The sequence below is a fragment of the Rhodopseudomonas sp. P1 genome (genome assembly GCF_039642825.1).
Lineage (GTDB): Bacteria > Pseudomonadota > Alphaproteobacteria > Rhizobiales > Xanthobacteraceae > Rhodopseudomonas > Rhodopseudomonas palustris_H.
In genome coordinates, this window is the sequence record NZ_CP088006.1 from 3,419,174 (window position 1) to 3,438,482 (window position 19,309).

A 19,309-nucleotide genomic window follows, 5' to 3' on the forward strand; every position below is an offset into this window, starting at 1 on the left:
TCGGGCGCTTTCTTCCCATCCACGTGGACGTCATGGCCAAAGCTTCCTCTTCCTTCGTCTGTCAGAACTGCGGCGCGGCGTTCAATCGCTGGCAGGGCAAGTGCGAGGCTTGCGGCGAGTGGAATACGCTGGTCGAGGAAGCCGGTGACAACGCGGTGCCGGTGTCGATCCGCGCCAAGCGACGCGGCCGGACGTTCAAGCTGGAATCGCTGGCCGGCAAGAGCAACGACGCTCCCCGCCTGCCCTCCGGCATGGCGGAGCTCGACCGCGTCACCGGTGGCGGCTTCGTGCGCGGCTCGGTGCTGCTGGTCGGCGGCGATCCGGGCATCGGCAAGTCGACGCTGCTGACGCAGGCGACCAGTCTGATGGCCAAAGCCGGTCACCGCACCGTTTACATCTCCGGCGAAGAAGCGATCGCCCAGGTGCGGCTGCGCGCCGAACGGCTCGGGCTCGCCTCAGCGCCTGTCGAGCTCGCGGCCGAGACCTCCGTCGAGGACATCATCGCAACGCTGTCGGAAGGCGCGACGCCGAAGCTGATCGTGATCGACTCGATCCAGACGATGTGGACCGACACGGTGGAGTCCGCGCCCGGCACGGTGACCCAGGTCCGCGCCTCGGCGCAGGCGCTGATCCGCTTCGCCAAGAAGACCGGCGCGGCGATCATCCTGGTCGGCCACGTCACCAAGGACGGCCAGATCGCCGGCCCCCGCGTGGTCGAGCACATGGTTGACGCAGTGCTGTCGTTCGAAGGCGAAGGCTCGCAGCAGTTCCGCATCCTGCGCTCGGTGAAGAACCGTTTCGGCCCGACCGACGAAATCGGCGTGTTCGAAATGACCGGCCTGGGCCTGCGCGAAGTCAGCAACCCGTCGGAGCTGTTTCTGTCCGAGCGGGACCTCGGCTCGCCGGGCACCGCGGTGTTTGCCGGCATCGAAGGCACTCGGCCGGTACTGGTGGAATTACAGGCACTGGTGGCCCCCTCGACGCTCGGCACGCCGCGGCGCGCGGTGGTCGGATGGGATTCGGCACGGCTGTCGATGGTGCTCGCGGTGCTCGAGGCGCATTGCGGCGTCAAGCTGAGCGGCTACGACGTCTATTTCAACGTCGCCGGCGGCCTGCGCATCAACGAGCCCGCCGCCGACCTCGCCGCCGCCGCCGCGCTGGTGTCGTCGCTGGCGAACGCGCCGCTGCCGACCGATGCGGTTTATTTCGGCGAGATTTCGCTGTCCGGCGCGGTGCGCCCGGTGGCGCAGACCCCGGCACGGCTGAAGGAAGCCGCCAAACTTGGCTTCGCCCGCGCCGTGCTGCCGGAACAGACCCGCGGCGAAGCGCCGAGCGATGCCGGGCTGACGCTGCAGTCCGTCGGCGGCCTCTCCAGCCTGGTGGCGGATATCGCTGCGCGCGGCACACGGCGGGGCGACGACGATGGTGCGCAGCGGACGAAAGCTGCCTCAAATGCAACACCGGCGCGATTCCGGCGCCAGGAGGGTTGAAGCGGCGTGACGTTTCGGGAGCGCGCCGCTATACAACGCCCGCGCAAGCTGAACGTATCCGGCCACCAAGCTTTAACCCAGCGGAACATTGCTGTGGCGAGGCGGACGGGGGTGGTTTTCTCGCCTTGCGTCGCGTGCCATACCACCGTCACCTGTGCCGACCCCGTGCACGCCGATTCGCCGTTGTGCTGACCGAGCGGACCTGACCTGCCGATGCCGATTACCATCCTTGATCTCGTTGTTCTCGCGGTGATGTTGGTGTCGGGGCTGCTCGCGATGGTGCGCGGCTTCATGCGCGAAGTGCTGTCGATCGCGGCCTGGGGCGCCGCCGCGCTGGTGACGCTGTACGCATTCCAGAAGCTGATGCCGACGGCGCGGACCTATTTCTCGTCTGAGACGGTCGCCGCCGTGGTGGTGATCGCCGGCGTCTTCCTCGGCACCCTGATCATCGTGTCGATCATCACGGTGCGGATCTCGGACATGATCCTGGATTCGCGCATTGGCGCGCTTGATCGCACCCTCGGCTTCCTGTTCGGTCTCGCCCGCGGTCTGCTGATCGTGGTGGTGGCGTATCTGTTCTTCAACTGGCTGGTGCCGGACAAGCAGCGCCCCGAGTGGGTCACCAACGCGAAGTCGCGCACGGTTCTGCAAGGAACCGGTGATTGGCTGATGACGCTCTTGCCGGACGACCCTGAAAATACCATCTTGAAACGGTTCAAGAAGAACAAGCCGGAAGAAGACCAGCAGCAGACCGAGGATTCGGCTGCTCCCGGTGCCAATGACGGCTATAGCAAACCTGCCCGTGACGGCCTGAAAAAGCTGATAGAGGGCAAACCGGCCACGCGCTGAGCGTGTCCCACATGAGAGGCGCGATGGACGCGATGCCCAGCTCTTCCGACGACGCCGCAACGCCCGCTTCGGACGCTCGCGACCAACACATCCTCGACGATACCGTTTTCGATACTGACGGTGACACGCTGCGCGAAGAGTGCGGCGTGTTCGGCATTTTCGGGCACCCCGATGCCGCCGCGATCACCGCGCTCGGCCTGCACGCCCTGCAGCACCGCGGCCAGGAAGCGGCTGGTATCGTGTCGTTCGACAACGGCCGGTTTCATTCCGAACGTCGCCTCGGCCTGGTCGGTGACACCTTCTCGCGCGCCGACGTGATCGCGCGGCTGCCGGGCAATTCGGCGATCGGCCACGTCCGCTATTCGACCACCGGCGAGACCATCCTGCGCAACGTCCAGCCGCTGTTCGCCGAGCTCAACGCCGGCGGTTTCGCGGTCGGCCACAACGGCAACCTCACCAACGGTCTCACCCTGCGCCGTGAGCTGATCCGCAGCGGCGCGATCATGCAGTCGACCACCGACACCGAAGTGATCCTGCATCTCGTCGCGCACTCCAAGAAAACGCGCTTCATCGAGCGCTTCATCGAGTCGCTGCGCGCGCTGGAAGGTGCCTATTCGCTGGTGTCGCTGACCAACAAGAAACTGGTCGGCGCCCGTGATCCGCTCGGCATCCGCCCGCTGGTGCTCGGCGAACTCGACGGCTGCCCGATCCTGGCGTCGGAGACCTGTGCGCTCGACATCATCGGCGCGCATTACGTCCGCGACGTCGAGCCCGGCGAAGTCATCGTGTTCGACCGCCACGGCGTCACCAGCCACAAGCCGTTCCCGCCGCAGCCGCCCCGCCCCTGCATCTTCGAATACATCTACTTCGCCCGTCCGGACTCCATCGTCGGCGGCCGTTCGGTGTACGACGTTCGCAAGGCGTTCGGCGCCCAGCTGGCACTCGAGAGCCACGTCGAGTCGGACGTCATCGTGCCGGTGCCGGATTCCGGCGTGCCGGCGGCGATCGGTTATTCGCGGCAGTCCGGCGTGCCGTTCGAGCTCGGCATCATCCGCAACCACTATGTCGGCCGCACCTTCATTCAGCCGACCCAGAGCGTGCGCGAACTCGGCGTCCGGATGAAGCACTCGGCCAACCGCGCCGCGATCGAAGGCAAGCGGATCGTGCTGATCGACGACAGCCTCGTCCGCGGCACCACGTCGAAGAAGATCGTGAAGATGATGCGCGATGCCGGGGCCCGCGAGGTGCACTTCCGCATCGCCTCACCGCCGATCACCCACCCGGACTATTACGGCATCGACACCCCGGATCGCGCCGGCCTGCTGGCCGCGACGCATTCGCTCGAAGAGATGCGCGACCTGATCGGCGCCGACACGCTGGCATTCCTGTCGGTCGACGGCATCTATCGCGCGATGGGCGAACCCGGCCGCGATCCGGCGTTGCCGAAGTTCACCGACCACTGCTTTACCGGTGACTATCCGACCGGCCTCACCGATCTCAATCAGACCGAGTCGGCGCCGCGGCAATTGTCGCTGCTGGCCGAGGCGAGCTGATCCGGCCACGGCCTTGACGTCGTCATCGGCCACGCCGGTGACGACGCCCACGATACCTCTTTTAGAGGATGGATACTCCGGTCCGGTCCGCGTATGACAATGCGCGATATATCTTGAGCCGGACCTGACATGACCCAACCTCTCGCCTCCCGCATCGCTCTCGTCACCGGCGCCTCGCGCGGCATCGGCTACGCCACCGCCAAGGCGCTCGCCAAGGCCGGCGCGCACGTCATCGCCGTCGCCCGCACCCAGGGCGGTCTCGAAGAGCTCGACGACGAGGTGCGTAAGGACGGCGGTCATCCGCTGACGCTGGTCCCGCTCGATCTCACCGACTATCAGGCGATCGGCCGCCTCGGCGGCACGATCTACGAACGCCACGGCAAGCTCGATGTCCTGGTCGGTAACGCCGGCATCGGAGGCCCGTCTTCGCCGCTCGGCCATATCGAGCTGAAGCCGTGGCTCGACGTCATCGGCATCAACCTGAATGTGAACTTCCAGCTCGTGCGCTGCATGGAACCGCTGCTGCGGGCCTCCGATGCCGGCCGTGCCGTCTTCCTGACCTCGCGCGCCGGCGGCAAGGCGCCGGGCTACCGCGGCCCGTATGCGGCATCGAAGGCCGCCCTGGAAACGCTGGTTCAGGTGTGGGCCAAGGAAGTGGTCAACACCACGCCGATCCGCATCAACCTGTTCGATCCCGGTCCGACCCGGACCAAGCTGCGCGCCAGCGTGATGCCGGGCGAAGACCCGGAAATTCTGCCGACGCCGGACCAGGCCGCGGAGCTGTTGCTGCCGCTGTGCCTGCCGTCCTTTACCGAAACCGGCAAGCTGTTCGACGGCCCCTCTCGCACCCTGAAAGACCCCCAGGCCGATTGACTTCGGCCCGGCAGCGCGATTGACTGACTACAAGCGGGGAAACATCCGCAGTCAATCAGCTATCCATACAAAGGGGGAAGTGATGAGAGGAGTGTTCTCGCACGCCATCGCTGCTGCGTTGGTGAGTGCGGCGTTGATCCTGCCGGCGTCGGCCCAGTCCGGCGACAAGACCGCCAAGATCGGCGTACTTAACGACATGTCGAGCCTGTACGCCGACATCGGCGGCCCGAACTCAGTGGTGGCCGCCAAGATGGCGATCGCTGATTCAGGGCTCGAAGCGAAGGGCTGGAAGATCGAACTGGTCTCCGGCGATCACCAGAACAAACCGGACGTCGGCGTCAACTTGGCGCGGCAGTGGATCGATGTCGACAAGGTCGACCTGATCACCGACACGCCGAATTCGGGCGTCGCGCTCGCGATCAGCAATCTGGTTAAAGAGAAGAACAACATCCTGATGAACTCGGGCGGCGCCAGCGCCGACCTGACGGGTAAGGCGTGCAACGCCAATACCATCTCGATGACGTACGACACCTACATGCTGGCGCACGGCACGGGTCAGGCACTGACCAAGGCCGGCGGTGATACCTGGTTCTTCCTCACCGCCGACTATGCGTTCGGCGCCGCGCTCGAGCGCGACACCACCGCGGTCGTCAAGGCCAATGGCGGCAAGGTGGTCGGCAGCGTCAAGCATCCGCTGAACACCCCGGACTTCTCGTCGTTCCTGCTGCAGGCGCAGGCGTCGAAGGCCAAGGTGATCGGCCTCGCCAATGCCGGCGGCGACACCACCAACTCGATCAAGCAGGCCGCCGAGTTCGGCATCACCGCGGGCGGACAAAAGCTGGCCGCGCTGCTGCTGTTCATCAACGACGTGCACTCGCTCGGGCTGAAGACGGCGCAAGGCCTGACCTTCACCGAGTCCTACTATTGGGACCTCAACGACAACACCCGCGCGTTCGCGGACCGCTTCCAGAAGCAGGCCAAGAACAACGCCAAGCCGTCGATGACCCAGGCCGGCGTGTATGCCGCGGTGCTGCACTATCTGAAGACGCTGGAAGCGATGGGCGGCAATCCGCATGACGGCGCCAAGGTCGTCGCCAAGATGAAGGAAATCCCGGCGGACGATCTGCCGTTCGGCAAATCGGTGATCCGCGCCGACGGCCGCCGCATGGTGCCGGCGTTCCTGTTCGAAGTGAAGTCACCGGCCGAATCCAAGGGCCCGTGGGACTACTACAAGAAGATCGCCGACATCTCCGCCGAAGACGCTGCGCGTCCGCTGGCGGACAGCGAGTGTCCGCTGGTCAAAAAGTAACGTCCCTCCGCCCCTTCGCGAAGTTGATCATGGCCGGGGTCTGCCCCGGCCATCATCATTTTGGCCGGGGCGCCGGTCAGTTCAGCCGCATCGTCATCTGCCACGACGCCTCGCAGTCCGTCTCGACGAAGCCCAGCCGAAGATACAGGCTGCGCGCGCGATCATTGGATGGCTGCACGGACAATGTCAGGCGCTGCGCCCCGACCGCCCGCCCCGCGCGGGCGAGGCTCGCGATCACCTCGCGCCCGATGCCACGTCCCTGCGCGGCCGGCAGCAGCGCGATATCGACGAGACGTAGCGCAAGCTCGGCCGACCTGCCTGTAGTGCCCGCATCCGGCTCGCTCTGATCATGCAGCCCGTCGCTACCCACCTCGTCCGCCACCACCAGTCGACCGACGGCGACCTCCCGCTCCGCAATGATGAAATACTCAGCCCTCGGAAAGCTCTGTCGATAGCCGATCCGCTGCGCTTCGAATTGCTGCATGAGTAGCGCGCTCTTCAGTTCATCCGGCATGTCGATGCTAACCCATGCCGCCCGCAACGTCGCATCCGAAAGACTGCGGCAGAAGGCATCATCCTCGGGCCGCGCCGGCCGGATCGTCAGTCCGGGGACCGTCAACGTGAAATGTGCGCCCATTCTACTCATCCCGTCGCCCCGATGATCTGCCCCGACCGGATCTTTGCGGCGCCTCATTGACGACAAAGGCAGTCCGTCGCATCGAAGGCGATACTATCTGTCGTTTGGATGAACTCCGAACGCTGCATTTCCGAATGATAATTTGCACCTGATCGAGGTCACCAATGTATCTGATGAAGCCTGAAGATTTCGAACCCTGGATCGGGCGTGCCGTCCGCGTGTCCACCGTTCCCGAGCCGGTCGAGCTCACTCTGGTCAGGCTACAACGCAAGCCGCTGCTCATCGGTGCCGAGCGAGAGCCGTTCAGCCTGTTCTTTGAATCGGCCGAAGACGTATACCTGCTCGATGCCGCCTATGAATTCGATTGCGGCCGTGGCGGGCCTTACACCATCCTGATTTCTCAACTACAGCCGAAGAACGGTCGCAGGCGATATCAAGCCGTCTTCAATTGACAGATCTCTGCTACGCCCAGCAGAGCGTGGTGAGCTCCCGACGCTTCCATCAGGAGCCCACCAAACGAGTTCTGCTCAGTCGTGAACCGGATACAGGCCCGACAGACAGATATTGATCCTGAGCGCGAGGTAGGGCGGCAAGGTCTCGACGGGAACGTTGCTTCCGGTGTTGCCGATCTGAACCGTCCCGCCGGTGATCCCCCCGCCGCCGCCACTCACGCCGCCCAGATTGACGGGCGTGCCTGCTGTCCCGGCGGGTGCGTAAATCTTGGGCTGACCTCCTCCGGTCGGGCCGGTATTGGCCAGTAGCGATCCGGCAGCCGGGGAACCCGACAGCGAGCCAACGGTGACACCCGTCAGGGCCTGGACCGCCGCCGGACCTCCACCACCGCCGCCGCCCGTCGGCGTGAACGTCGCCACGTGTGAATGCGCAGGCAGGTTTGCCTGGGTCAGCGTGACGCGCTCGACGCCGGCATGCGCACCCCACGCATAGTTACTGAGACCCGGCCCCTGCCCGGCACCGATGATCACCCGCGACTGAAGATTGGGGAGCTGAAACGTCGTCCGTCCGTCGCCACCGAAGGTCCCGCCGATCAAAGAGAACAGGGCCTGGTTCTGTGTGACGTTGAATGTCTGCCCGGCCGCGACTGCCCAATCCACCGGTGCGTAGTTGAAACTGACCTGCATGATCTGACCAACAAAAGAGTCTGCCATTTGACCAATTCTTTTCGTGGAGAACGATGGGGCGCGAGGCCAGCGGCGTCATGCCCCTCCAATGTCAAGACCGGTCCGCGCGAATCCGGACCGAGCTCATTCTCAGGATCTCCCCCCTTTCTTGTTGGAAGCCATGAAGCGAACCGCCGCAATGAATGACGATCAACCTACCGACGACCGAAAATTCGATCCCTCGATAACTTAGCCCAACGACCTCATTTCACCTATGCACAGCCGACCAACTGAATTCGCTTTGCACGATACTCATCATCACTTCGACAACAATCCACCGTCGACGAACAGATCCCGCGCGTCACTCACACGATCAGATTTCTGCACCAGCAACCAAATCGCCAAAACAGTCACTCGACGCAAATTCATCAAACCGTGCATTCAAGCGCGCGGGAAAGATAAACTCTAAGTAACAATACGTGGATTTCGCACCGCCTCTACACGGCTACCACGCAGCAATGCGAACTTGTGACTTATCTACAACGATAAGCCGAATTAGCAATGCTAAATCGCGAGATGTCTTGATACCACAACCAGACAGATGCAACGCTCGATCGTTCACCTCGCGCATATTTCCTAAAAGCCGCGTGAACTATCAGTTATTTCGTCCTTCTCTCTGATTTCGACGAGACTCATGAGCCTGAATGATTCCGGCGGGTTCTCGCAGAAATCCCGCGCCGCGCCGGATGGCGCCGCGGCAGAGCGCCTATGGGCCGTTTCTCGCCCACCAAAGCCGCCCTCAGCGGAGAGCCGCGCGCGATTAATGCGGCTTGTTGGCAGCACCTGCGCGCCACCGGCCGGACTTAAGAACAGGCTTCTAATCCTCGCGTCCGCGGCACTGGTGGCCGCAGCAATCGCGCTGACTCCGACCGCAAGCTGGGCATCGGCAAGTTGTACGGCCGTGAACGGCGGCGCTTTGAACTACAACGTGACGTTCTCGTCGCCAGGTGCCCCCGACGACGGAAAAGGCTTCAACGAGGCCTATTTGACGGCGTTCGCCGTTGGCGACACGCTCCATTATTCGGTGACCATCTCGACGACGGCGGGAACCGTCGATGCCGGATTTACCGCCGACTATTCGTTCGGTATTCCTGCGACCTTCAATAACAATAGCGGCGCTGGCTTCCATGTCAGCACGTCCGGAAGTTACACGCTAACTGCCGGCGACATAGTGAAGATCAACAACAATCCGGATGGGGCTTCGACGCCGGGCCTATCTTCGGAAGCGATCGACCAGACCGGCAGCGGGTTTCGCGGCAGCGTGGCGTTCTCAGCCACCTGCACCGCGGCCGGCAGTCCAACGGTCACGTCGGTATCGCCGTCGTCCGGAACGACCGGCGGCGGCACTTCGGTGACCATCAACGGCACGAACTTCACCGGGGCGACGTCAGTGCGCTTCGGCTCGAACTCGGTACCGAGCAGCAGCTTCACCAGCAGTTCACCGACCCAGATCGTCGTGCCCTCGCCGAGCGGCAGCGCCGGCACGGTGCATATCACGGTGACAAACGGAGTCGGCACCTCGGCGACGAGTTCGAGCGACCAATTTACCTATGTGGCACCTCCGACGATCAGCTCGATCTCGCCGAGTTCAGGCTCGACCGCGGGCGGCACTGCGGTGACGATCGGCGGGACGAACTTGTCCGGCGTCACCTCGGTGACCGTCGGCGGCGCCTCGGCGACGCTCGGCACCAATACGTCGACCTCGATTAGTATCACCACCCCGGCTGGCACCGCAGGCGCACGCGACGTCGTCGTGACAACCGCGGGTGGCTCCGCTACGTCGACCGGCGGTTTCACCTATGTGTCCCCCCCTGCAGTTACCGGTATCTCGCCGACGTCCGGTCCAGCCACAGGCGGCACCTCGGTTACCATCACAGGCACGAACTTCAGCGGCGCAACCTCGGTCAGCTTCGGCTCGAATTCGGTGGCGAGTGGCGGCTTCACCAGCAGTTCGTCAACCCAGATCGTCGTCCCCTCACCGAGCGGCAGCGCCGGGACCGTGCACGTCACCGTGACCACGCCGATCGGGACATCGGCGACCAGCTCGAGCGACCAGTTCACCTACATCGCCGCCCCGACCATCACAGGCATTTCGCCAAGTTCCGGTCCGACCGGGGGCGCGACGTCGGTGACGATCAGCGGTACCAATCTGTCAGGCGTCACCAGCGTCACAGTCGGCGGTGCATCGGCAACGCTCGGCACCAACACATCGACGTCGATCGTCATCACGACGCCGTCCGGCACGGCCGGCGCACGCGACGTCGTTGTTACCACCGCAGGCGGATCGGCGACCGCGACCGGCGGCTTCACCTATGTAGCCCCACCGAGCATCGGTTCGATTTCGCCGGGTTCGGGCCCGGCCACCGGCGGCACGTCGGTAACCATCAGCGGCACCAACCTGTCCGGCGTCACCAGCGTGACGGTGGGCGGGGCGTCGGCGACGCTCGGCACCAACACATCGACTTCGATCATCATTACCACGCCGTCCGGGACGGCTGGCGCGCGCGACGTGGTGGTGACAACGGCCGGCGGCTCAACCACCTCGACCGGCGGCTTCACCTACATCGCCGGCCCGACCATCGGTTCGATTTCACCCAGTGCGGGCCCAACTGCGGGCGGCACCAGCGTCACCATCTCGGGCAGCAATCTGTCCGGTGTCACGAGCGTGACTGTCGGCGGCGCTGCGGCGACCCTGGGCACCAATACGGCGACGTCGATCGTCATCACCACGCCGTCCGGAACGGCCGGGGCACGAGACGTCGTCGTCACCACGCCCGGTGGCGCGGCGACATCGACCGGCGGCTTCACCTACGCGGCGGCGCCGACGATCAGCACGATCTCCCCGAATTCCGGTTCCACCGGAGGCGGCACCTCGGTGACGATCAGCGGCACCAACCTGTCCGGAGTGACCGCCGTCACCATCGGCGGCGCATCCGCGACCCTCGGCACCAATACATCGACGTCGATCGTTGTGACGACGCCGTCCGGGACGGCCGGAGCACGTGATGTTGTCCTGACCACCCCGGGCGGTTCGGTCACAGCGACCGGCGGGTTCACCTACATCCTGTCACCGTCGATCAGCTCAATCTCGCCGAACGCCGGCCCGACGGCGGGCGGCACGTCGGTGACGATCACCGGCACCAATCTGGCCGGGGTCACCGGGGTGACGATCGGCGGCTCACCCGCCACAGTCGGCACCAATACGTCCACCTCGGTCGTCGTGACCACGCCGGCCGGCACAGCCGGGGCGCGCGACGTCGTTGTCACGACCGGTGGCGGCTCGGCCACGGCCACCGGCGGCTTCACCTACGCGGGCCCGCCAACGATCAGCACGATCTCTCCCAACTCCGGCTCGACCAGCGGCGGCACCTCCATCACCATCTCCGGCAGCAATCTCGCCAACGTCATTTCGGTCAGCATTGGCGGCACTGCGGCCTCGCTCGGCACGAACACATCCACATCGATCGTGGTGACGACACCGAGCGGAACGGCCGGCGCACGCGACGTCGTCGTGACGACCGCCGGGGGATCGGTGACATCCACCGGCGGCTTCACCTATGTGGCGCCCCCGACCATCAGCTCGATCTCGCCGAGCTCAGGCCCGGCTGCCGGCGGCACATCGGTGACCATCACCGGCACCAACCTGTCCGGCGTCACCTCGGTGACGGTCGGCGGAGCGGCCGCGACCCTTGGGACGAACACGGCGACCTCGATCGCGATCACGACACCTGCCGGTACCTCGGGCGCTCGGGATGTCGTCGTCACCACCGCCGGCGGCCCGGTCACGTCGACTGGCGGTTTCACCTATATCGCGGCCGCCACGGTGACGGCGATCGCTCCCGCCGCGGGCCCGATCGGCGGCGGCACGTCGGTCACCATCACCGGGACGAACCTCACCGGGGCGACGGCCGTAACGATCGGTGGGGTTGCGGCCACCAGCATCACGATCGTGAATGCCACCACGATCACGGCGACCACGCCCGCTCACGCTGCGGGCAGCGTCGACATCGTGGTGACGACGCCCGGCGGCACCGCGACGGGGACCGGGCTCTACAGCTACGTCGCCGGTCCCAGCGTCACGTCGATCAGTCCGGCGAGCGGCCCCGGCGCGGGCGGCACCTCGGTGACGATCACCGGCAGCAACCTCGCTGGCGCAACCGCCGTCAGCTTCGGCGGCACCGCGGCCACCGCCGTGAGCGTGACCAGCGCCACCACCATCACCGCAACGACGCCTGCTCATGCCGCGGGCGTGGTCGACGTCACCGTGACGACACCGGGCGGCAGCAGCACCGGGGCCGGCTTATTCAGCTATATCGTCACCACGACAACCACTACCCTCACCTCGTCGCGCAACCCCAGCGAAGCGGGACAGCCGGTCAGCTTCACCGCGACGGTGACGGCGAGCGGCTCCGTCCCGACCGGCACCGTGACCTTCACCGACAGCGGCGTCACGATCGGCTCGGTCGCTTTGTCCGGCGGCACCGCGACGCTCACCACCAGCAGCCTGACGGTCGGCTCACATACCATTCTGGCCGCGTTCATTGGCAACGCCAGCTATTCCCCCAGTAGCTCGTCGCCGCTGCTGCAAGCCGTCAACACACCCCAGGACAGTCTCAAGCTGCGCGCCATGCAGATCATCGCGAGCAAGACAATCGCGCAGACCTCCGGCGCCGTGATCTCTGGGGCGATCGACTCTGCGATTTCCGAGGGGTTCAACGACGGCGGCGAGTTGGTCGCACCATCCGGCACGGGCCTCCGCTTCAACTTCACCGACGATCCGTCGCAGAGCCGAACCGGGGCGGCCGACAGCGCCGTCGAGAGCAGCTGGCCAAGGTCATACGTCCGCGACAACGGGCCCGGCCGTAGCATCGGATTCGGCATCGGCGATCCGACCGGGCCGGGACGAAGCCGATCCCGCTTTGACGACACCTTCGCGGCGATTGATCGCAAGGCCGACATCACAAAGGCACCCGCGAAGGCACAGGTCGAGCCGAAGGATTGGCTGATGTGGGCTGAGGTGAAAGCGACCGGCATCGGGCAATGGAACGCCAGCAGCACCAGCTCGGTGCTCAGCGGAAACCAGGTCAATGCATTGATCGGACTGACCCGGAAGCCGATTCCGGACTTCCTGATCGGCCTCGTCGGTGGTTACGAGAGCTTCGACTACAAGTCCGGTACGCTCGACGGCAGGCTCAAAGGCGATGGCTGGACGATCGGCTCCTACGCGGCGTGGCGGTCCGCCGCCGGGCTGCGCTTCGACATCGCCGGCGCCTATTCGGGGATCGGTTACGACGGCTCGGCCGGCAGCGCCTTCGGCAGCTTCGATGGCCGGCGGTGGCTGGTGTCTGGCGGCATCACCGGCACCACGGAGGCGTTGGGTTTCGCGATCGAGCCCTCGGCGAAGCTCTATGCGCTGTGGGAGCGCCAAAACGCCTACATCGATTCACTTGGCACTCCGCAGGCGCAGCGCGAGTTCTTCACCGGGCGGGCATCGGCCGGCCTCAAGGTCAGTTACCCCTGGATCTACAGCGCGACGCTGACGCTCGCGCCCTACACCGGCGTGTTTGCCGACTACTACTTCCTCGGCGACAACGCGGAGACAATCACGCTCGCGAGCGGAGCGCCGCTGGCTTCGGTGCCGCTGATGGACGGCTGGTCGGCACGGTTGACCGGAGGCATCGCAGCGCGGTTCAGCAACGGCGCGGCGGTCGCGGTCGGCGGCGAACTCGGCGGCCTGGGCGGCACCGTCCAGATCTGGACGCTCCGCGGCCGGGCATCCGTGCCGTTCTGAGAGAGCCGGCCGCGCAGCAACAGCCGGCATCAGCTAACTAACCGGCGGGAACCCGCTGCCGCGCATCACCGGCCGTCGCCGCGACCAGAACCGAGACGATCAGTAGCACGCCGGCGAGCAGGAACGGCGCGCCTGGCAATGCGAACGGTGCGTTTGCCCCGATGAAATACGCAAAGATCAGCGTGAACAGGAAAGGCCCGATCAATTCCGCGATGCTCTTGACGCTGGTCATCGCGCCCTGCAGCTGGCCCTGCTGGTCGGCCGCCACCAGCCGGGTCATCATCCCCGAGGTTGCCGGCCCGGCAATGCCCCATAGCGTCATCACCGGAATGCCGATCCAGAACAGCGCGCCAGTCGGTGCCAGCGCGTAGATCAGAAAGCCGAGCGCCCCGCCGCCATAGCCGATAATCTGCGCGTTGCGTTCGCCGAGCCGCTTCAGCGCGGGACCAACCAGGCCGCCCTGCACGATCGCAGTGCAGACGCCGACGAAAGCGAGCGCCAGACCGACCTTGGTCTCGCTCCAGCCATAGCGATAGCTCGTGTACAACACGAAGGTCGCCGGAAGCGCGACATGGGCGACCTCGGCACAGAACTCCACCACCGCCATCGCGGCGAGCCGGCTGTTGGAGGCGAGCAGCCGCACCGCGCCGACCGGGTTGGCGGACTTCCAACGGAACGGCGAGCGCCGCTCCGGCGGCAGCGACTCAGGCAGGACGAACAGACCATACAGCGCGTTGCAAAGGCTCAGCCCGGCCGCGACCCAGAAAGGCAGTCGCGGATCGACGCCGCCGAGCAGCCCGCCGATCGCCGGACCGATGATGAAGCCGAGCCCGAACGCCGCGCCGACCTTGCCGAACACCGCCGCGCGCTTTTCCGCCGGCGTGACGTCGGCGATGTAGGCGAAAGCCGTCGAAATGCTCGCCGAGGTGATACCGGAAATCACCCGGCCGAGAAACAGCCAGCCGAGCGACGGCGCCAGCGCCATCAGGATGTAGTCGAGCCCGAGGCCGAGATTGGACAGCAGGATCACCGGCCGGCGGCCGAAACGATCGGACAACCCGCCGAGCACCGGCGACGCAACGAACTGCATCAGTGCCCAGGCAGTACCGAACAGTCCGTAGATCCGCGCTGCATCTGAGGTGTTGTTACCTGAAAAGATCTCGATCAGCTTCGGCAGGATCGGCAGGATCATGCCGATGCTCAGCATATCGAGCAGGATGGTGACGAAGATGAAACCGACGGCGGCGCGGCGCGGCCCGATCATGCCGGGCACCGGCGGCTGCTGCGCTGTGGCTTCCTCGGTCATGACTTGCGTTTACGCTTGTGCGCGAACGGATTGGCCTTCTCGCGCAGCGTGATCCGCACCGGCGTGCCGGGCAGTTCGAACGCGCCGCGCAGGCTGTTCACCAGATAGCGCAAGTACGATTCCGGCACTGCGTCGGCACGCGAACAGAACACCACGAAGCTCGGCGGCCGCGCCTTGGTCTGGGTGACGTAGTTCAGCTTGAGGCGGCGGCCCGAGACCGCCGGCGGCGGGTTCTGCGAAGTCGCCTGCTCGAACCAGCGGTTCAGCGCCGCGGTCGGCACACGCCTGTTCCACACCGCATAGGCATCCTGGATCGCCTGCATCAGGCGATCGACGCCCTCGCCCAGCATGCCGGAGGTCGCGACGATCGGCACGCCCTTGATCTGCGGCAGCCAGTGGTCGGCATCGGCGCGAAGCTGCGCGATCTGGCCGCCCTGGCGCTCGATCAGGTCCCACTTGTTGACGGCGATCACCAGCGCCCGGCCCTCGCGCTCGACAAGGTCGGCGATCCGCAGATCCTGCTCCTCGAAGCGGTGCTGCGCATCCATCATCAGCACCACGACTTCGGCGAAGCGCACCGCGCGCAGCGCATCCGCAACCGACAGCTTCTCCAGCTTCTCTTCGATCCGCGAGCGGCGGCGCAGCCCGGCAGTATCGAACACGCGGAAGTCGCGGCCCTTCCATTCGACCTCGACGGCGATCGAGTCGCGGGTGGTGCCGGCTTCGGGGCTGGTCAGCAGCCGCTCCTCGCCGAGCAGCCGATTGATGAAGGTCGACTTGCCGGCGTTGGGACGGCCGACGATCGCCACCCGGATCGGCCGCGTCGCGATCGCTTCTTCGCTCTGGTCGGCGAGGTCGTCGTCTTCCTCGTCCTCGACCGGCTCCGGGAGCAGCGGACGCAGTGCGTCGTAGAGTTCGCCCATGCCCTCGCCGTGCTCGGCGGAGATCTGCACCGGGTCGCCGAGGCCGAGCGCGTAGGACTCCATCGCGCCGACCTCGCCGTGCTTGCCTTCGCTCTTGTTGGCGACCAGCACCACCGGCTTGTTGGCGCGGCGGGCGAAATCGGCAAAGGCGCGGTCGTTCGGGGTCAGGCCGGCGCGGGCGTCGATCACGAACAGCAGCGCATCGGCAAGCGCGATCGCGGTCTCGGTCTGCTCCTGCATCCGGGCGGTGAGCGAGCCCTTCGGCCCCTCGTCGAGGCCGGCGGTGTCGATCAGCGTGAAGCTGAGATCGCCGAGCCGGCCTTCGCCTTCACGGCGGTCACGGGTCACACCGGGCGCATCGTCGACCAGCGCCAGCTTTTGGCCGACGAGGCGATTGAACAGCGTCGATTTGCCGACGTTGGGCCGGCCGATAATTGCGAGGGTGAAAGACATGGCTGATCCGTCGCCGAGAAGCGGCGGCCTGTCAATGTCGCTCGGGTCAGACCTTCGAGGCCGGAGCCTTAATTAGCGCTGGAAGCTGCCGCTCGGCAGCGGCGCCGGGAAGGAAGGAGCCGTTCCGGACGATTGCGACTGCGCCGGCGCCGGCGCGGAGGACTGATCGTCGGCCGGCGGGGTGGTGACGCGGCGGCGCGACTGCTTGGCCGGCTTCGGCGCCGGCGGCACGGCGGCGGCGCCGCCCTCTTCCTCGGCGGCCGGTTCGGCGGCGGGCTCAGCGGCCGGCGCAGCCGGGCGACGCGCCGCGGAATTGTGCCGGCTCTTGGAGCGCGCGGCGGGCTTCAGCTTCTCTTCAACCGGCGCAGGCGCGGCCTCGGCGGCGGCCTGCTGGCGCTGCTGCTGCTCGACCTCGTCTTTGTACAGACTCTTCGGCACGCCCTGCTCGAGGCCAGGCACGCCTTCCGGAAACACCGGCTTCCGATCGCCGGCGAGCTTCTTCTTCTGATCCAGGAAGTCGAACATGTCGGTCGGATCGAAGCTGCTCATGCTGCCACAACCGGCCAGAGCGCTGGACAGTGCGACCAGCACGGCGAGTGGAATCAGGCGGTGCGACAGGCGCATGGATTATCTCTCACAATCTTTGGTGTCGCGGTCGCTCGAACGACATCAGCTCTTGGTCGCGGTGGGCGGCAGCAGCGCCTGCAGCACATCGGCCCGGCTGCGCAGGCTGCCGGGGGTTTCGGCGTCGGTGGTGATCTTGTCGATCCACTGCCGGGTCGCCGCCACGTTGTTGGCCCGCCACGCCGCCAGCGCCAGCAGCTCGCGCGCGGTATGACGGAAGGCGCCGTTGCCGGATGCCACCGGCTCGAGGCGCTGCACCAGATCGTTGTAGCTCGCGGTCTCCAGCACCAGGTTGGCGGCGCGGATGCTGGCGAGTTCACGGAACGGCGCCGCGAGGCTGCGATCGGCCGCGATCTCGTCGTAGCGCTTCACCGCGGCTTGGGGATCTCGCGCGCCGATCTCGGCGGCGGCCCGCAGCCGCGCCAGCGTGCGATAGCCGGCAGGCGCCGAGGCGGCGATCTTGTCGAACGCAGCCTCCGCCTCGGTGTGCTTGCTCTGCTCGGCAAGGTCCGCAGCGGCGACGAAGGCCGCGCCGGCTTCGGCTGCCTTCTTGGCCTCGTAATATTCATAGCCGCGCCAGGCGCCGACCCCGACCACGATCAGGAGCGCCCCGCCGACGATAACGATCGAGTACTTGTCCCACAGCCTCTTGAGCCGCTCGCGACGCAGCTCCTCGTCGACTTCGTTAAATAATTCAGACACTTGGAGATTCTTCCTGTCCCGACAGCGCAACAGCCCGACAGGGCCGCCGCTAGCCCATCCCTCGCCGCCGCGCGGGCGATACCCTAGCGTTATGGCGCTGGCAAGGCAAAGCGAGCCCGATCAAGGGGATACCTTGACCGGCACGCACGCCCTGGCGATCGCCTCACGCCTTCGACTTCATCCCGTAAACATGCTCAGGCCCGGGGAACGCCCGCGAGCGGACCTCCTCGGCGTAGCCCTTGATCGCCGCCTCGATGCCGGGGCCAAGGTCGCCATAGCGCTTGACGAATTTCGGCGGCTTCGGCGACAGGCCGAGCATGTCTTCGAGCACCAAGACTTGACCATCGCAGGCGGCGCTCGCGCCGATGCCGATGGTCGGGATCGAAATCATCTCGGTGATCTTGCGGCCGAGCGGCTCGGCGACGGCTTCCACCACCACCGAGAACGCGCCGGCCTCGGCGACCGCCTTTGCGTCGGCCTCGATCGGCGCCCAGCTGCCCTCCTCGCGGCCCTGCGCGCGGAACGAGCCCAGCGTGTTGATCGACTGCGGCGTCAGACCAATGTGGCCCATCACCGGAATGCCGCGTTCGGTGAGGAACCTGATCGTCTCCGCCATCCGCACGCCGCCTTCGAGCTTCACGGCGCCGCAGTGAGTCTCCTTGAGAATCCGCGCCGCGGAGTGAAAGGCCTGCTCCTTCGACGCTTCATACGAGCCGAACGGCATGTCGACCACGACAAGCGCGTGCTGCGAGCCGCGCATCACCGCATGGCCCTGCAGGATCATCATCTCGAGCGTCACCGGCACGGTGGTCTCGAAGCCGTGCATCACGTTGCCGAGCGAGTCCCCGACCAGAATGGCGTCGCAGTAACGATCGACCAGCGAGGCGGTGTGCGCGTGATACGAGGTCAGCATCACGATCGGATCACCGCCCTTGCGCGCGCGGATGTCGGGAGCGGTCTTCCGCCGGATCGTCGATTGAACAGACATGCTTAGGCTCCGAACACGGACACGCCGATAACGTAGGGATGGAAGACGAAGGCGAGCGCCAGATACAGCACGACGCCGGCCACGATGGCGATGACGTCGTTCTTGACGCCGCCGACGGGAATCGGCGGACCGCCGGCGTCGCTGCGCCGCTTCAGCGAAATACGGTCAAACACCGCCCAGGCCAGCAGCGAGCCGAACAGAATGATCGAGCCGAGATCGCCGTTCGCGATCAAATGGCCGACCGCCCACAGCTTCACCGCAGTGAGCATCGGATGCTTGACCGCCGCGTAGATGCGGCCGCGCGAATACGCCGCAGCCAGCAGGATCGCCATCGGCAGCATCAAGAGCGCGGTGAGATGCTTGGTCCAGTGCGGCGGATACCAGACGTCGATCCAGCCGTGCGCGCGATAGGATCCGAAGCCGTAAGCGATCAGGGCGAGGCCGCTGAGCGCCACCACCGCATAGGCGAGCTTGTAGACCGCCTCGCCGCCGATCCCGATCAGGCGGCTGCGCAGGTCGCGCTGGGTGGTGACGACATGGGTGCCGATGAACAGCACCAGGCCGACGATCATCAACGCAAGTCCCATCGCGTCACTCCTGTCTCGGCCCGCGCATGCGGCGGTTTGCGCACCG

The 19,309-nt window shown here is 65.9% G+C and carries 15 protein-coding genes; 7 read left to right on the forward strand and 8 right to left on the reverse strand.

Features of this window, described 5'->3' with window-relative positions; all coding sequences use genetic code 11:
• The first annotated feature begins 32 nt into the window (after nt 1-32).
• The 5 genes from radA (at nt 33) to LRC39_RS15860 (ending at nt 6,074) form a co-directional block, all read left to right on the forward strand.
• The gene (gene radA / locus LRC39_RS15840) at nt 33-1,490 is read left to right on the forward strand and encodes a DNA repair protein RadA (protein ID WP_346294916.1); all 1,458 of its coding nucleotides are present in this window, start codon (nt 33-35) and stop codon (nt 1,488-1,490) included.
• A gap of 213 nt (nt 1,491-1,703) precedes the next feature.
• On the forward strand, nt 1,704-2,339 hold the full coding sequence (locus LRC39_RS15845; RefSeq protein WP_011158635.1) for a CvpA family protein: 636 nt from the start codon (nt 1,704-1,706) through the stop codon (nt 2,337-2,339).
• 23 nt (nt 2,340-2,362) lie between these two features.
• Nucleotides 2,363-3,892 carry an amidophosphoribosyltransferase gene (gene purF / locus LRC39_RS15850; protein WP_107344954.1) on the forward strand — a complete coding sequence of 510 codons (1,530 nt, stop codon included), beginning with the start codon at nt 2,363-2,365 and terminating at the stop codon, nt 3,890-3,892.
• Nucleotides 3,893-4,021: 129 nt separating this feature from the next.
• Nucleotides 4,022-4,765, forward strand: coding sequence for an SDR family NAD(P)-dependent oxidoreductase (locus LRC39_RS15855; protein ID WP_346294917.1), 744 nt, complete (start codon nt 4,022-4,024; stop codon nt 4,763-4,765).
• A gap of 82 nt (nt 4,766-4,847) precedes the next feature.
• Entirely contained in the window at nt 4,848-6,074 is a 1,227-nt protein-coding gene (locus tag LRC39_RS15860) for an ABC transporter substrate-binding protein (protein WP_346294918.1), read from the forward strand.
• A 76-nt stretch (nt 6,075-6,150) separates the two neighbouring features.
• Here the strand turns inward: LRC39_RS15860 and LRC39_RS15865 are convergent, their stop codons facing one another.
• Entirely contained in the window at nt 6,151-6,711 is a 561-nt protein-coding gene (locus LRC39_RS15865; protein WP_346294919.1) for a GNAT family N-acetyltransferase, read from the reverse strand.
• Between the two features lie 164 nt (nt 6,712-6,875).
• Between LRC39_RS15865 and LRC39_RS15870 the strand changes: the two genes are divergently transcribed.
• Nucleotides 6,876-7,163 carry a DUF6916 family protein gene (locus LRC39_RS15870; RefSeq protein WP_346294920.1) on the forward strand — a complete coding sequence of 96 codons (288 nt, stop codon included), beginning with the start codon at nt 6,876-6,878 and terminating at the stop codon, nt 7,161-7,163.
• 75 nt (nt 7,164-7,238) lie between these two features.
• Here LRC39_RS15870 and LRC39_RS15875 read toward each other — a convergent pair whose 3' ends face one another.
• The gene (locus LRC39_RS15875) at nt 7,239-7,877 is read right to left on the reverse strand and encodes a phage tail protein (RefSeq protein WP_346294921.1); all 639 of its coding nucleotides are present in this window, start codon (nt 7,875-7,877) and stop codon (nt 7,239-7,241) included.
• Between the two features lie 913 nt (nt 7,878-8,790).
• Here LRC39_RS15875 and LRC39_RS15880 point away from each other — a divergent pair.
• Nucleotides 8,791-13,680 carry an IPT/TIG domain-containing protein gene (locus LRC39_RS15880; RefSeq protein ID WP_430624898.1) on the forward strand — a complete coding sequence of 1,630 codons (4,890 nt, stop codon included), beginning with the start codon at nt 8,791-8,793 and terminating at the stop codon, nt 13,678-13,680.
• A gap of 37 nt (nt 13,681-13,717) precedes the next feature.
• On the opposite strand, the gene LRC39_RS15885 is transcribed toward LRC39_RS15880, so the two are convergent.
• From LRC39_RS15885 to LRC39_RS15910, 6 genes are all read right to left on the reverse strand, one after another.
• Nucleotides 13,718-14,986, reverse strand: coding sequence for a TCR/Tet family MFS transporter (locus tag LRC39_RS15885; protein ID WP_346294922.1), 1,269 nt, complete (start codon nt 14,984-14,986; stop codon nt 13,718-13,720).
• The gene (gene der / locus LRC39_RS15890) at nt 14,983-16,362 is read right to left on the reverse strand and encodes a ribosome biogenesis GTPase Der (RefSeq protein WP_346294923.1); all 1,380 of its coding nucleotides are present in this window, start codon (nt 16,360-16,362) and stop codon (nt 14,983-14,985) included. The genes LRC39_RS15885 and der overlap by 4 nt, the downstream gene beginning before the upstream one ends.
• A 72-nt stretch (nt 16,363-16,434) precedes the next feature.
• Nucleotides 16,435-16,986 (reverse strand): hypothetical protein, encoded by a 552-nt coding sequence (locus LRC39_RS15895; protein WP_346294924.1) that lies wholly within the window; start codon nt 16,984-16,986, stop codon nt 16,435-16,437.
• Between the two features lie 45 nt (nt 16,987-17,031).
• Complete coding sequence (locus LRC39_RS15900) at nt 17,032-17,688, reverse strand: tetratricopeptide repeat protein (protein ID WP_346294925.1); 657 nt, start codon at nt 17,686-17,688, stop codon at nt 17,032-17,034.
• A 163-nt stretch (nt 17,689-17,851) separates the two neighbouring features.
• Entirely contained in the window at nt 17,852-18,676 is an 825-nt protein-coding gene (panB, locus tag LRC39_RS15905; protein ID WP_107344960.1) for a 3-methyl-2-oxobutanoate hydroxymethyltransferase, read from the reverse strand.
• A gap of 2 nt (nt 18,677-18,678) precedes the next feature.
• The gene (locus LRC39_RS15910; protein ID WP_107344961.1) at nt 18,679-19,263 is read right to left on the reverse strand and encodes an NnrU family protein; all 585 of its coding nucleotides are present in this window, start codon (nt 19,261-19,263) and stop codon (nt 18,679-18,681) included.
• Nucleotides 19,264-19,309 lie beyond the last annotated feature (46 nt).

What these genes read in the sequence shown, in the direction of transcription:
- LRC39_RS15875 (WP_346294921.1), bottom strand. Translation starts at nt 7,877, where the DNA reads ATGGCAGACTCTTTTGTTGGTCAGATCATGCAGGTCAGTTTCAACTAC.
- der (WP_346294923.1), bottom strand. Translation starts at nt 16,362, where the DNA reads ATGTCTTTCACCCTCGCAATTATCGGCCGGCCCAACGTCGGCAAATCG.
- purF (WP_107344954.1), top strand. Translation starts at nt 2,363, where the DNA reads ATGGACGCGATGCCCAGCTCTTCCGACGACGCCGCAACGCCCGCTTCG.
- LRC39_RS15855 (WP_346294917.1), top strand. Translation starts at nt 4,022, where the DNA reads ATGACCCAACCTCTCGCCTCCCGCATCGCTCTCGTCACCGGCGCCTCG.
- LRC39_RS15910 (WP_107344961.1), bottom strand. Translation starts at nt 19,263, where the DNA reads ATGGGACTTGCGTTGATGATCGTCGGCCTGGTGCTGTTCATCGGCACC.
- LRC39_RS15870 (WP_346294920.1), top strand. Translation starts at nt 6,876, where the DNA reads ATGTATCTGATGAAGCCTGAAGATTTCGAACCCTGGATCGGGCGTGCC.
- radA (WP_346294916.1), top strand. Translation starts at nt 33, where the DNA reads ATGGCCAAAGCTTCCTCTTCCTTCGTCTGTCAGAACTGCGGCGCGGCG.
- LRC39_RS15895 (WP_346294924.1), bottom strand. Translation starts at nt 16,986, where the DNA reads ATGCGCCTGTCGCACCGCCTGATTCCACTCGCCGTGCTGGTCGCACTG.
- LRC39_RS15865 (WP_346294919.1), bottom strand. Translation starts at nt 6,711, where the DNA reads ATGGGCGCACATTTCACGTTGACGGTCCCCGGACTGACGATCCGGCCG.
- LRC39_RS15860 (WP_346294918.1), top strand. Translation starts at nt 4,848, where the DNA reads ATGAGAGGAGTGTTCTCGCACGCCATCGCTGCTGCGTTGGTGAGTGCG.
- LRC39_RS15885 (WP_346294922.1), bottom strand. Translation starts at nt 14,986, where the DNA reads ATGACCGAGGAAGCCACAGCGCAGCAGCCGCCGGTGCCCGGCATGATC.
- panB (WP_107344960.1), bottom strand. Translation starts at nt 18,676, where the DNA reads ATGTCTGTTCAATCGACGATCCGGCGGAAGACCGCTCCCGACATCCGC.
- LRC39_RS15845 (WP_011158635.1), top strand. Translation starts at nt 1,704, where the DNA reads ATGCCGATTACCATCCTTGATCTCGTTGTTCTCGCGGTGATGTTGGTG.